Origin of the sequence: Selenomonas ruminantium subsp. ruminantium ATCC 12561 (assembly GCF_000424065.1) — a bacterium.
GTDB lineage: Bacteria > Bacillota > Negativicutes > Selenomonadales > Selenomonadaceae > Selenomonas_A > Selenomonas_A ruminantium.
In genome coordinates, this window is sequence record NZ_AUJE01000018.1 from 26,581 (window position 1) to 40,144 (window position 13,564).

Genomic DNA, 13,564 nt, shown 5'->3' on the forward strand with positions numbered 1-13,564 from the left:
TAGAAGTGAGATGAGAGCATGATTTATCGAAAAGCAACTTTTGCTGATGTGGAAGCAATATATGAGTTGGTGGCTGATTACGCAGAGCAGGGTGTAATGCTGGCGCGTTCGCGTAATACCTTGTATGAAACCTTGCGGGATATGGTGGTAGCCATTGATGATGATGGAACATTGGCCGGTGTCGGCGGTCTGCATGTGATTTGGGACAAACTGGCCGAAGTGCGGACTATGGCGGTATCACCGGACAAGCGCCGCCGTGGCATTGGTGCCGAAATCGTCAAACGTCTGCTGGAAGATGGTGAACAGTTGGGAATTGAAAAATATTTCACGCTGACCTATCAGCCGGAGTTTTTCAAGTCCTTAGGCTTTGTGGTCATCAATAAAGAAGAACTGCCGCATAAGGTGTGGAAGGAATGCATTGACTGCCCTAAGTTCCCCAACTGTGATGAAATCGCTATGGTAAAAGTTTGAAATAAAAGTTTTTCTGTGGTGGAAAAACTGTACATTTTTACATTTGGTAGTTGACATTATGCGGATAAACTGATATAGTATCAAACAACGAGAATAAATGCAAAGACGGAGAGAAGTAAGAGGCAGAAGTTTTACAGAGAGCGGCGGGCTGGTGTAACGTCGCAGATGGAACCTTTGAAATACACTCCTGAGCAGCCGGTTGAACAGCTGATGTACAGATTAGTAGGCCGCGCCGGAATGCCACCGTTATCATAGGCTAGGATATGTATGTATCCGAATAGAGAGGCTTGCATCAGCAAGCAGGGTGGTACCACGGGTATAACAGCTCGTCCCTGTGAGGGGGCGGGCTTTTTCTATTTGAACTTTGACTTGATTATGTTATTATGGAGGAATGAACATGATTATCGTAATGAGCCCCAGTGCGACAAAAGAAAATTTAGAAAAAGTCATCAAAAAAGTGGAATCCGCTGGACTTAGAACCCATATATCGGAAGGCGAGGAAGTAACAATCGTAGGTGTAATCGGCGATCAGAAGAAAATCGCAAATTTGGAAATGAATATGATGGAGGGCGTGGAAAAGACTGTCCGCATCACGGAAAAATATAAATTGGTCAGCCGTAATTTTCACCCGGAAGATACCATTGTGGATGTGGACGGCGTGAAAGTCGGCGGCAAGCAGATTGTGGTTATGGCAGGGCCATGTTCGGTGGAAAGCATTGAACAGCTTCGGGAAGCTGCTAAGGCAGTAAAGGCAGGCGGTGCGCAGTTCCTGCGCGGCGGTGCCTTCAAGCCCCGCACCAGCCCCTATGATTTTCAGGGACTTGCTGAAGACGGCCTCAAGATGCTGCGTCAAGTAGCAGACGAAGAAGGCCTCAAAGTTGTTACGGAAATCGTGGACAAGGACGATTTGGAACTGGTGGGTAAATATGCCGACCTCTATCAGGTCGGCGCCCGCAACATGCAGAACTTCCAGCTCTTGAAGGCTTTGGGCAAGGCCAATAAGCCGGTTATGCTCAAGCGCGGCCTGTCCGCTACCATCAGCGAATGGCTCAATGCTGCCGAGTACATTATGGCGGGCGGCAATGAGCAGGTCATTCTCTGCGAGCGCGGTATCCGTACTTATGAAACTTTTACCCGCAACACGCTTGACCTTAGTGCGGTAGCAGCGGTCAAGGAACTTTCCCACCTGCCCATCATCGTTGACCCGAGCCATGGCACGGGCCGCTGGCAGATGGTGAAGCCCATGGCCAGAGCGGCCGTGGCTGCCGGCTGTGATGGCCTTATCATCGAAGTGCATCCGCATCCGGAAGTGGCACTTTCCGATGGTGACCAGAGTTTGACGCCGAAGAATTTTAACCTGCTGATGGATGAACTGGGCAGGATTGCGGAAGTCATGGAGCGCACGGTGTAATATGAAACAGGAGAAATTAACGCTGGCCATAATCGGTGTAGGTCTTATCGGCGGTTCTCTGGGGCTTTGCCTCAAAGATAAACTGGGCGACGATATCTACATCACCGGTCTATGCCGTACGCAAGCCTCCATGGATAAAGCCATGGAGCTAGGGGCGGTGGATTTGGCCACGAACGATATTGCCAAAGTGGTAGGTAACGCCGATATCGTCTTTTTAAGTCCGCCGGTTTTGCAGATTGTGCCCATGGTGGAAAAGATTTTGCCCTATCTTAAAAAGGGCGCCATTATCACCGATGCGGGCAGTACCAAGCAGTATATCTGGGAGCATCTGCAAAAGATTCTGCCGCCGGATATCTACTATATCGCCGGCCATCCCATGACGGGACGGGAAAAGAGCGGTGTGACGGCGGCGAAAAAAGACTTGTTTGTTGGCAAGGCTTATGTGATTGTAGAGGATACAGGTGCACCGCAGGAAGCGCATGATAAACTCATGAGCGTGTTGCAGCATACCGGTGCAAATTTTACGACGCTCGATATTGCCAAGCATGACCGCTGTGCTTCCGTTATCAGCCATGTGCCCCATGTGGCGGCGGCAGCGCTCGTAACACTCCTCAACCAGTCCGGCGGGGATATGGAATCCTGCATCAAGCTTATTGGCGGTGGCTTTAAGGATACCACCCGTATCGCATCATCCAATGCGGATATGTGGGCGGATATCTGTATGACCAATGGCAAGGCCATTGCGGCAAATCTCAAAACCTTGCAGGAGATTATCGGCACGGTGATTACCGCCTGCGAAAATCAGGACAGACAGACCATTCACGATTACTTTGCTGCCAGTAAGCAGCGCCGCGATGCTTTGCTCGAAGATGCTGCACATAAATTTGATACAAATTGATTTTTCTTCTTGACAGCGGGCAGGGAGAAGCCTATAATAGGCCTATCAGTTAAAGGCAAAGACAAAGACACGATGGCAAGGGAACGGCTCTTAGAGAGGAATCTGTTTGGTGAAATGGTTTCGGGCTAGTTGTTGCGATTACCACTTTGGAGCTGCCGGCAGGAACGCTTTTGGCTAGTATTGCTGGACGGGTACTCTTACGTTACGAGAGCTTGAGTGGCCGCTGATTTTGGCGGCAATCAGGGTGGAACCACGATGCTATAGCTTCGTCCCTATTTAGGGACGGAGCTTTTTTGATTTTAGGAGGGAATTGTATGTTAAAGATTACGTTGAAAGACGGTTCTGTTCGCGAAGTAGAAGCGGGCGTCAGCGTTTTGGATTTTGTAAAACAGGTCAGCAACAGCCTGGCTAAGAAAGTTTTGGCTGCGAAGATTGATGGCGAAACGAAAGACCTCACGACGGTTCTCGATAAGGACTGCGCTGTAGAATTTCTGACGTTTGAAGAAGCAGACGGCCGTTGGGCACTGCGTCACACGGCATCCCATATTCTGGCACAGGCTGTAAAACGTCTCTACAAGGAAGAAAATGTAAAACTGGCTATTGGCCCGGCTATTGACAATGGTTTCTACTACGATATCGATATGGACCGCCAGCTCAGCGAAGCTGACCTCAAGGATATCGAAAAGGAAATGAAGAAAATCGTCAAGGAAAACCTCAAGCTCGAACGCAAAGAGGTCAGCCGTGCCGATGCCCTCAAGATGTTTGAGGAAATGGGCGAAAGCTACAAGGTGGAACTTATCAACGACCTGCCGGAAGATGCGCTGATTACGCTCTATACGCAGGGCGAATTCACCGATCTCTGCGCCGGCCCCCATGTATTATCCACGGGCAAGGTTAAGGCGCTCAAGCTGCAGAGTGTAGCTGGTGCTTACTGGCGTGGCAGCGAGAAGAACAAGATGTTGCAGCGCATCTATGGCACGGCTTTTGAAAAACAGGCTGACCTTGATGAATACCTGCACATGCTCGAAGAAGCAGCGAAGCGCGACCACCGCAAACTGGGCAAGGAACTTGACCTGTTCAGCCTGCACGAAGAAGGTCCGGGCTTCCCGTTCTTCCATCCGAACGGCATGGTTGTCCGCAATGAACTCATCAACTACTGGCGTGAAGTACATCGCCGTTATGGCTATCAGGAAATCAAGACGCCGATGATTATGAACCGCAAGCTTTGGGAGACTTCCGGTCATTGGGATCATTACAAAGAAAACATGTACTTCACGAAGATTGACGATGAAGATTATGCCGTAAAACCCATGAACTGCCCGGGTGGTATGCTGGTGTATAAATCCCATCAGCACAGCTATCGTGACCTGCCGCTGCGTATGGGCGAGCTTGGCCTTGTACACCGTCATGAGCTCTCCGGTGCGCTCCACGGTCTGTTCCGTGTCCGCAACTTCACGCAGGACGATGCGCATCTCTTCATCACGCCGGCACAGATTGAGGACGAAATCCAGCACACGATTGACCTCTTCGATGAAGTGTACAGCACGTTTGGTCTGAAGTACACGGCAGAACTCTCCACGCGTCCGGAGGATTCCATGGGTTCTGACGAAATTTGGGAAAATGCTACGAATGCCCTGCGCAATGCTTTGGAACACCGCGGCCTCAAGTATGTCATCAACGAAGGTGACGGCGCGTTCTACGGCCCGAAGATTGACTTCCATCTGCGTGATTCCATCGGCCGTACGTGGCAGTGCGGTACGATTCAGCTCGATATGCTGATGCCGGAAAAATTCGACCTGACTTATGTAGGCGAAGATGGCGAAAAGCATCGTCCGGTTATGCTGCATCGCGTGGTTTACGGCTCCATTGAACGCTTTATCGGTATCCTGATTGAAAATTATGCCGGTGCATTCCCAACGTGGCTGGCTCCGGTACAAGTACGCATCCTGCCGATTACGGACAAACATGCCGATTATGCTTATGAGCTCAAGAAGAAAATGTTTGACCTCGGCCTGCGTGTTGAAGTGGATGACCGCAACGAAAAGACGGGCTACAAAATCCGTGAAAGCCAGGTAAAGAAGACGCCGTACACGCTGGTTGTCGGCGACCAGGAAATGGCTGACGGTACGGCAGCTGTCCGCAAACGTGGCGTGAAGGACAGCGAAGTGATGAAGGTTGACGATTTCATTAAATATGTTCAGGAAAAAATCGCCAGCAAGAGTGAAGAATTCTAATTTTGCTAACACCGGATGTTTCTATAGCGTATATAAAGTTAAACCCTATGAGAGAAGACGGCGCAATACTATGCGCCGTCTTCTCTCATATATTGATTTTTTCAGATAAATATGATAGTATAGAAACATAAAAAGGTGCTGCCGGTTGACGGTTGCCCCAAGATAAGTAGTTATAGAATAACCGCTAAGTTTCTCAGGCTGGGCGGTTATTTCTGTTTATTCAAGTCTTTGCCAAGCGTATAGCCGAGGCTAAAGCAGGCGATGCCAAAGGCCAATAAGGCCATGGCAAACTCTAATGCCATAAGCATTCCCCCTCAGTACATATTTCCCTGTGGGATTTCTATGTCATCGAAGGGGCACAGTCCCTTCGGAGAAGGGCAACCGCCGACCGTTTAGGTAGCACCAGTAACAGTATATCATGTTTGCCTTCTGCTCACAACAGAAGGTTTTTTGTCATAACAGATTAATTCACTTTTTCAAAATCCGATGCCGGATGTTTACAGAGGGGGCAGATGAAATCGGCGGGGAGTTCATCGCCTTCGTATTCGTAGCCGCAAATCTTGCAGCGCCAAATGGTTTTTCCGGTTTTGCTGGGGGCTGGCGCCTGTGGTTTTGGTTTGATGTTCTGGTGATAGTAAGTATAGGTTGCAGAGGGAGTACTGCTTAGAATGTCCATATCGGTGACGCTGGCGATAAAGAGACTGTGCGTACCCAGATCGATTTCCTGTGTGACATAGCCGGAGATATAGCCATTGGTTCCTTCGTTGATAATCAGTGCCCCGCTGGCTGCCCGTTGTGTGGCGGTGAAGCCGGCAAATTTATCTACATCGCGTCCCGACTGGAAGCCAAAGCGCTTGAACAGCTCAAAAGTTGCATCCTGGCTGATGATGGAGGCGGTGAATTTTTTGCTGGCGGCAATCATGTCGCGGGTATGATTCTTTTTGTTGACGGCAATGGAGATTTGATTGGGGTCAATGGCCACTTGCGTTACGGTATTGATGATGCAGCCGTTGTCCTTGCCATCCAGATTGGCGGTGAGGACGTAAAGTCCATAGGAAATGTTGAACAAGGTGTTGGGATTCATACGCTATCCTCCTCTGCATAGATGAAAATTCAGATATATCTGCCATCTATTATACACGGTTTCGCAAAGGGCGTAAATATGTTATGATATATGATATGTGTGAATCGTGAATGAGGTGTAAAATTTTGCAGTTAAAACGCTTGGAGGCTTATGGATTTAAGTCCTTTGCAGATAAGATAACCATAGATTTTGACCAGGGAATAACTGCCATTGTGGGGCCAAACGGCAGCGGCAAGAGCAACATCACTGATGCTATCCGCTGGGTGCTCGGGGAGCAGAATGTCCGCAACCTGCGCGGTACCAAGGCGGAGGACATTATTTTCACCGGTTCGGCGTCCCGCAAGGCTTTGGGCGTGGCCGAGGTTTCCCTGTTCTTTGCCAATGATGGCACCCTGCCGGTGGACTTCCGTGAAGTGGTCGTGACCCGCCGCCTTTATCGCAGTGGGGAAAGTGAGTTTTACATCAACCGTTCCCGTTGCCGCTTGAAGGATATCTATAATCTCTTTGCGGATACGGGTATCGGCCATGACGGCATGAGCATTATCGGTCAGAATCGCATTGACGATATCTTAAACAGCCGTCCTGAAGACCGCAGGGCCTTCTTTGAGGAAACGGCGGGGATTACGAAGTACCGCAACCGCAAGCGCGAATCGGTTAGAAAGCTTACGGATACGGAAAACAACCTCGTGCGTGTACAGGATATTATCCACGAGATTGAAAATCAGCTCGAACCGTTGGCCCGTCATGCGGAAAAGACGCGGATTTACAATGGCCTGCAGGAAGAATTCCGGCGCTGTAAGCTCAGCAAACTGGCTAATGATTATGCGCAGGAAGCAGCCAAGAAGCAGGAAAACGATGAAAAGCTGGCTGCTTTGCGCGATGAGGCCGTGGGGGCCGATACGCTGGTGCAGGCGGTGGCAGCAGAGAAAGAGCGGCTCAATAAGGAAATCATTGATTTGGAGCGGGCCTTGCAGGAGCAGGCGGAAAAAAATGAGAACCTGCGGCAAAAGATGGAAGGCGCGGCGCAGGAACTGGCGAAACTGCACGAGCGCCAGGACCAGAGCGATGGTGCCCGCCAAAAGATTTTGGACCGGCGGCAGGAACTCAACCATGAGATTGCTAAGGCTGTGGCCGACATTGCCCGCCTTACAGAACAGGCCAGTCACCATAAGCAGGATTTAGCGTTATTGGACGAACTGCTGCAGACGGAGCGGGCAAAGGAAAAGAAACTAGCCAAGCGGATTCACGAAGAAGAAGACAAGGCTCGTGCTTTGCAAAAGCAACGCGAGGAACAGCAAACCATCTGGAATGCCAAACAGCAGGAATATGCTCTGGCGGAGCGGGATTTGCAAAACGGTACGGATGGTCAGGAAGACCGCGAAAGAGAGCTTGAACAGGCCAAGGATAAATTGGCTGAATTAGAGGATTTGCAGGATAAACTTGCAGCTCGGTTACAGCAAGAGAAAGACAAGATTCAACAGCTGCAGGCGCAAAGCCAGGCGGCGGCTGAGGAAAAAACGGCTGCGGTAAGTGCACAGCAGCAGGCAGTCCGCCAGTTAAACGACTGTATCCAACAGTTAAAGAGTGGGGAGAGCAAACTGCAATTCCTGCAGAAGATGCAGCAGGCTTATGAGGGCTTCGGCAAGGCGGTCAAGGCGGTGCTCAAGGTGCAGGAAGGCTGGCGCAGCGGCGTGGCTGGTGCCGTGGCGGAACTCATTGATGTACCGAAGGATTACATTACGGCGATTGAAGTGGCCTTGGGTGGCAATCTGCAGAATGTGGTCACTAAGGATACGGATACGGCTAAAGCCGCTATTGCTTACTTGAAGCGGGAGCGGCAGGGACGTGTTACGTTCTTGCCCTTGTCTACTTTGGTGGTTCGCCAGCCGCAGAGCATTAAGGAGGGCCGCGCCGATGGTGTTATCGGCTGGGCTAATGGCTTGGTCAAGGTTGACAACCAGTACCAAAAGGCTGTGGATTTTCTCCTGTCGAGAACGCTGGTTGTCGATACCCTCGACAATGCATTACAGATTGCCAAAAATCATGAACAGCGCCTGCGGATTGTCACCTTGTCTGGTGAACTCTTAAATCCGGGCGGCTCATTATCCGGTGGCAGCCGTCAGCATGCGGAGGCAAGCTTTTTGAACCGCAGCGGCGAAATTGATGAATTGAAGGCGAAACTGGGTAAGCTTACCGCCAAACAACAGGAGCTGACCAGCAGCCGACAGGACAGGGAAAAGGCTGTAGCAGAGGCTGAGGCCAAGCAGCAGGAATTGCAGCACACTTTACAGGCGGCCCATATTCGCCGAGCAGAGCTAAGTACCAATTTGGAGCGTTTGGCGGAGAACCTGACCGAGCAAAACCGTTTGATTGCCGATTTGGAACAGGCGATGGCGGCGATGGAGAAATCCTTTGCCAAGCTGCAGGAGAAAAAAATCTTTGCCAAACGGGCCGCAACTGCTGCGGAGGCAAAGTACAAGGAACTGGCACAGGAAGAAGAACGCATTCACAGTGCTATGGCCGATATCGAGCAGGATGCTGATGCCTTGGCGCAGTTTATCCATGAACGGGAAGTCAAGCGGGCAACCTTGGAACAGGAGGCTATGGGCAACCGGCAGTTTTTGGAACTTCGTCAGCAGGCTAAAGCCAATAGTGAAAACGCCCTGCGGGACAATGAACGGGAAGAACGGGATTTGGACAGCAGCCTGGCCGACAGCGTGGACCGGCTGAAGGTGCTGGAGGGCCAGCAGCGGGCCTGGCAGGATGTCTATGACGAAGGTCAGGTCAAGCATGGTGATATTTATAAAGAGCGCATGGACAAGTTGGAGGCCAGCCAGGTGGCGGATAAGAAAGCCCATGAGGCCGCCCAAAAGCGCAACCGCCTGCAGGAAACGATTCAAAAACATGAATTGACGGATAACAAGCTGCAGATGCATTTGGAACAGCTGCAGGAGGAGATTCTGGCCGATTACGGGCTGACACCGGAGCGGGCGGCTGAAGAGGCCATGGAAGGCGAACCAGCTGAAATCCGCAGTCAGATGCAGAGTCTGGAGCGCAAGTTAAAAGAACTGGGGCCGGTAAACCCAAACGCGCTGGAAGAATACGAGGAACTTTCCAAACGCCACGATTTTATGGCTAAGCAGGCAGGCGATTTGACCACGGCCAAGGAGGATTTGGAGCGCATCTTAGCGGATATGGACGAGGCCATGACCAAGCAGTTCAAGGAGGCTTTTGCGCAGATTCAGGTGTATTTTGCCGATATCTTTATTCGCCTCTTTGGCGGCGGCAAGGCGGAATTGAAACTACTGGACGAAGAGGATGTGCTTAACTCCGGTGTGGATATCCTCGTGACTCTGCCGCAGAAGAAACGGCAGAACCTCTCGGCGTTGTCCGGCGGTGAGAGGGCGCTTACGGTTATCGCCCTGCTTTTTTCCTTCCTGCGCTATCGTCCGTCGCCGTTCTCGGTACTGGATGAAATTGATGCGCCGCTGGATGAGGCCAATGTGGTGCGCTTTGGTTCCTTCCTGAAGGAATTTGCTGATAACACCCAGTTTATTGTGGTTACCCATCGCAAAGGCACGATGGAGGCTGTGGATACTTTATACGGCGTCACGATTGAAGACGCTGGTGTATCGAAGATATTATCTGTAAAACTAGACGAAATTGAGGAGTAGTAGAACATGGGATTTTTTGACAAATTGAAAAAGGGTCTGAACAAGACCCGCGAAAATCTGACCAATAAGATTGAAAAGTTGGTTATCGGTTATGCCGATATTGATGATGAGTTCCTCGATGAACTCGAGGAAACGCTGATTATGGCCGATGTGGGCGTGCAGACCACGGAAAAGCTCATGACGGCTGTGCGCAAGGGCATTAAGAAAAAGGAAATCAACAGTCCGGAAGATTTGAAGCCCTTTTTGGAAAAGGAAATCGCCGAAATCCTGAATGCCGGTGAGGATACCACCCGCACGGCGGAAAATGGCCCGACGGTGCATCTGGTTATCGGCGTAAATGGCGCAGGCAAGACCACGACCATTGGCAAGCTGGCTGCCTATTACAAGGCACAGGGCAAGACGGTTATGCTGGCGGCGGCGGATACCTTCCGCGCGGCAGCAATTGACCAGCTCGAAGTCTGGGCGCAGCGCAGCGGCGCACAGTTTATCAAGCACGAGGAGGGTTCTGACCCCGCGGCCGTAGCTTATGATGCTGTAAAAGCGGCCGTGGCCCGCAAAATTGATATTCTGCTTATCGATACCGCCGGCCGCCTGCAGAACAAGTCCAACCTTATGCAGGAACTGGAGAAAATCAACCGTGTCATTGGCCGCGAAATCCCCGGTGCGCCCCATGAAACCCTGCTGGTGCTCGATGCCACCACGGGACAGAATGCCATCAGTCAGGCGGAACTCTTCACCAAGGCAGCACCGATTTCCGGCGTGGTGCTGACAAAATTGGACGGCACGGCCAAAGGCGGCGTGGTCATTGGCATCAAGAGCCAGCTTTCCATGCCGGTCAAATGGATTGGCGTAGGCGAGGGCATTGAGGATTTGCGTCCCTTTGTGGCGGAAGACTTTGCCAAGGCACTTTTTGCCAAGGAATAAGAATCGTTTGGATATGGAGCGGGAATATTGTTTAAGAATATTATGCACCATAGGGCATCATCCTGTAGTGATTGTGCCAAATTGTGTTGTACAAAAATCGAAGATTTTCGTGTCAAAATTGGCAATCTGACCATTTTTGAAGATGTGAACCTGCATTTGCATTGCGGACAGCTGACGGCGCTGATTGGCCCCAATGGGGCGGGCAAGAGCACGCTCTTAAAAGCCATTTTGGGTGAGGTTGCGCACACGGGCAGCCTGCAGTATACGGCGGCTGACGGGCGGCGCAAGGGACAGCCGATTATCGGCTATGTTCCGCAGTACCTTCGCTTTGATGTCAGCGCGCCCATCAGCGTGATGGATATCTTTTTGGCCTGTCTGACCGAAAAGCCGGTATGGTTGACTTCCGGCCGGAAAATGCGGCCCCGCATTCTGAAGAATCTTGCCAGGGTTCATGCCGAACACTTGATTGACCGGCGCCTGGGGGCTTTATCGGGCGGTGAATTGCAGCGTGTGTTATTGGCGCTTGCGTTAGAACCTTTGCCGGATTTACTGCTTTTGGATGAACCGGTATCAGGCGTTGACCAAAATGGGCTGGAGCTCTTTTATGAGATTTTGGCGGATTTGCGGGAGCAGGAGGATATGTCCATTCTGCTGATTTCCCATGATTTGAACATGGTTGCCCGCCATGCAGATCAGGTGGTCCTGCTGAATAAGGCGGTAGTAACCAGCGGCACCCCGGAAGAAGTCTTTGCCGATAAGCGGACAAGGCAGATATTCGGCCTGCTGACGGGGGAAAGCCAGGAAGAAACGCAGGGAGGTAATGCCTGATGAATGAACTTTACATCCTGCTCGATATCCTGCTGCCCTTTGATTGGGCGCATTACACGTTTATGAAACACGCCTTTTTGGCTATCCTCTGCATTACGCCGCTTTTCGGCCTGCTCAGTACGATGGTGGTTTCCAACCGCATGGCCTTTTTCTCGGATTCTTTGGGACATGGGGCGTTTACCGGTATTGCCATAGGCGTGCTGCTGGGGGCGGTATCGCCGTTATTGTCGTTGATTGTCTTTTCAATTGCCTTTGCGGTGTTTATCACCTATATCAAGAACAAGAGTACGGCTTCGACCGATACCATTATCGGTGTGTTTTCGTCAACGGCCATTGCCCTGGGCTTGATGATCATGAGCCGGGGCGGCGGCTTTAACAAGTTTTCCTCTTTCCTGATTGGTGATGTGCTCAGTATTACAGTGGAGGATTTGCAGGCACTTGTCTTTGTGGTACTGCTGGTATTAGTTGGCTGGGCGGTGCTCTTTAACCGGCTGCTCGTGCTTTCCATCAATTCGGCTTTTGCCCGCAGCCGTGGCATCAGTACGTTTTGGGTGGAGAGCATGTTTGCCGCCATGCTGGCGGTGGTGGTTTCCATCAGCATTCAGTGGGTGGGGATTCTGATTATCAACGCCCTGCTGGTGCTGCCTGCCGCTGCCGCCCGCAATGTAACCAACAATGTCAAGAGCTATCAGCTGTTATCCGTAGCTATTGCCCTGACAGCGGGCATAGCCGGACTTTTGCTGGCTTATTACTTCAATATGGCTGCGGGAGCAACCATTGTGGTCTTGTCGGCGATTATTTTCTTTGTGACTTTGCTTTTAAAATCGCGTTTTGTCCGGTAAACGGCATAAAAAAGGCGATGTGGCAGAGCCACATCGCTTGCAGAAGGGGAACGCTTGCGTCTGCACTGGTCTAACTGCATAAAGGGGGAGACCAGCGCATAAACGCACGTTGATTGGTAACCTAGGTATATTATTCGCGTTGTATGCGTAAAAATCCTTTTTTATTAAAAATTTTGTTTGAGGAGGCATATTTTATGAAACTGGCAATTTTGGGAACCGGCTTTATTGTTCATGAGGGCGCTCTGCCTGCCTTGCAGAGTGTGCCGGAGATTGAAGTAACGGCGCTATTTGCCCGCCCGCGCAGCAAGGAAAAAGCGGAGGAACTGGCCGTAAAATATGCTATTCCTCAGGTTTATACGGACTATGATGAACTGCTGTCTAACGCAGATGTGGATTTTGTCTATGTGGGACTGACCAACAGTGTCCACTATGAATATGCCAAAAAAGCCCTTATGGCTGGTAAGCATATCATCATGGAGAAACCGTTTGCCTCTACAGTGGCTGAGGTGGAAGAACTGCGTGATTTGGCTCTTGCACACCATCTGTATATGTTTGAGGCAGTAACCCTTTTGCATACGCCGAATTTCCAGGCAATCCGGGAAGCTTTGCCAAAACTGGGAAAAATAAAGGCCGTACAGGCAAATTATTCTCAGTATTCCAGTCGCTATGACAAGTATTTGGCCGGTGTGGTTCAGCCGGCCTTTGACCCGGAACTTTCCGGCGGAGCCTTGTATGACATCAATATTTATAACCTCAATCTGATTATTGGCTTATTTGGTGAACCGGAAGATGCGGTTTATATGCCGAATATCGGTTTTAACGGCATTGATACCTCCGGAATACTCATGCTCCAATATCCGGGATTTACCGCTACAGCTTTGGGCGCAAAGGATTCGGAAAGTCCCTGTTTTGCCACTGTGCAGGGCGAGAAGGGCTGGCTGCGCACCGTAGGTGCTCCAAATGAACTAAAAGCCTTTGAAGTATCCCTGCATGGTTCCAAAACGACAACCCGCTATGAATTAAACCGCTATAGCCATCGTATGGTACATGAACTTCAGGCGTTTGCCAAAATGTATCAGGAAGGTGATTATACCGGCATGGAAAAAGGACTTAACGTGTCCGTGGCGGTGATGAAAACCGCTGAAAAAGCGCGTAAAGCCGCAGGAATTGTATTTGGCTGCGATAAGCAGTAAGAAAT

At 50.7% G+C, this 13,564-nt stretch carries 10 protein-coding genes and 2 other annotated features; of the genes, 9 read left to right on the forward strand and 1 reads right to left on the reverse strand.

The window, feature by feature from the left end; translation table 11 throughout:
• The first annotated feature begins 18 nt into the window (after nt 1-18).
• The 4 genes from G598_RS0108250 to thrS all read left to right on the forward strand — a co-directional run bounded on the left by G598_RS0108250 (nt 19) and on the right by thrS (nt 5,014).
• Nucleotides 19-471, forward strand: a complete 453-nt coding sequence (locus G598_RS0108250) for an N-acetyltransferase (RefSeq protein ID WP_026766567.1) — start codon at nt 19-21, stop codon at nt 469-471.
• A gap of 93 nt (nt 472-564) precedes the next feature.
• Nucleotides 565-808 (forward strand) — a binding site (T-box leader).
• A gap of 60 nt (nt 809-868) precedes the next feature.
• Nucleotides 869-1,882, forward strand: coding sequence for a 3-deoxy-7-phosphoheptulonate synthase (gene aroF / locus G598_RS0108255; protein WP_026766568.1), 1,014 nt, complete (start codon nt 869-871; stop codon nt 1,880-1,882).
• 1 nt (nt 1,883) lies between these two features.
• Nucleotides 1,884-2,780 carry a prephenate dehydrogenase gene (locus G598_RS0108260; protein ID WP_026766569.1) on the forward strand — a complete coding sequence of 299 codons (897 nt, stop codon included), beginning with the start codon at nt 1,884-1,886 and terminating at the stop codon, nt 2,778-2,780.
• Between the two features lie 49 nt (nt 2,781-2,829).
• Nucleotides 2,830-3,057, forward strand: a binding site (T-box leader).
• Between the two features lie 37 nt (nt 3,058-3,094).
• Complete coding sequence (thrS, locus tag G598_RS0108265) at nt 3,095-5,014, forward strand: threonine--tRNA ligase (protein WP_026766570.1); 1,920 nt, start codon at nt 3,095-3,097, stop codon at nt 5,012-5,014.
• Between the two features lie 463 nt (nt 5,015-5,477).
• Here the strand turns inward: thrS and G598_RS0108275 are convergent, their stop codons facing one another.
• The gene (locus G598_RS0108275) at nt 5,478-6,098 is read right to left on the reverse strand and encodes a flavin reductase (protein ID WP_026766571.1); all 621 of its coding nucleotides are present in this window, start codon (nt 6,096-6,098) and stop codon (nt 5,478-5,480) included.
• Nucleotides 6,099-6,223: 125 nt separating this feature from the next.
• On the opposite strand from G598_RS0108275, the gene smc reads away from it, so the two are divergent.
• From smc to G598_RS0108300, 5 genes are all read left to right on the forward strand, one after another.
• Entirely contained in the window at nt 6,224-9,772 is a 3,549-nt protein-coding gene (gene smc / locus G598_RS0108280) for a chromosome segregation protein SMC (RefSeq protein ID WP_026766572.1), read from the forward strand.
• Between the two features lie 6 nt (nt 9,773-9,778).
• A complete protein-coding gene (gene ftsY / locus G598_RS0108285) occupies nt 9,779-10,696 on the forward strand; it encodes a signal recognition particle-docking protein FtsY (RefSeq protein ID WP_026766573.1) in 918 nt (305 codons plus the stop codon).
• Between the two features lie 27 nt (nt 10,697-10,723).
• A complete protein-coding gene (locus G598_RS0108290; RefSeq protein ID WP_026766574.1) occupies nt 10,724-11,524 on the forward strand; it encodes a metal ABC transporter ATP-binding protein in 801 nt (266 codons plus the stop codon).
• Nucleotides 11,524-12,366: a metal ABC transporter permease gene (locus G598_RS0108295; protein WP_026766575.1), complete on the forward strand. Its 843-nt coding sequence runs from the start codon at nt 11,524-11,526 to the stop codon at nt 12,364-12,366. The genes G598_RS0108290 and G598_RS0108295 overlap by 1 nt, the downstream gene beginning before the upstream one ends.
• A gap of 194 nt (nt 12,367-12,560) precedes the next feature.
• A complete protein-coding gene (locus G598_RS0108300) occupies nt 12,561-13,559 on the forward strand; it encodes a Gfo/Idh/MocA family protein (protein ID WP_026766576.1) in 999 nt (332 codons plus the stop codon).
• Nucleotides 13,560-13,564: the final 5 nt, after the last annotated feature.

Excerpts from the sequence above, each read along its gene's own strand:
- G598_RS0108250 (WP_026766567.1), top strand. The coding sequence starts at position 19 with ATGATTTATCGAAAAGCAACTTTTGCTGATGTGGAAGCAATATATGAG.
- aroF (WP_026766568.1), top strand. The coding sequence starts at position 869 with ATGATTATCGTAATGAGCCCCAGTGCGACAAAAGAAAATTTAGAAAAA.
- G598_RS0108260 (WP_026766569.1), top strand. The coding sequence starts at position 1,884 with ATGAAACAGGAGAAATTAACGCTGGCCATAATCGGTGTAGGTCTTATC.
- thrS (WP_026766570.1), top strand. The coding sequence starts at position 3,095 with ATGTTAAAGATTACGTTGAAAGACGGTTCTGTTCGCGAAGTAGAAGCG.
- G598_RS0108275 (WP_026766571.1), bottom strand. The coding sequence starts at position 6,098 with ATGAATCCCAACACCTTGTTCAACATTTCCTATGGACTTTACGTCCTC.
- ftsY (WP_026766573.1), top strand. The coding sequence starts at position 9,779 with ATGGGATTTTTTGACAAATTGAAAAAGGGTCTGAACAAGACCCGCGAA.
- G598_RS0108295 (WP_026766575.1), top strand. The coding sequence starts at position 11,524 with ATGAATGAACTTTACATCCTGCTCGATATCCTGCTGCCCTTTGATTGG.
- G598_RS0108300 (WP_026766576.1), top strand. The coding sequence starts at position 12,561 with ATGAAACTGGCAATTTTGGGAACCGGCTTTATTGTTCATGAGGGCGCT.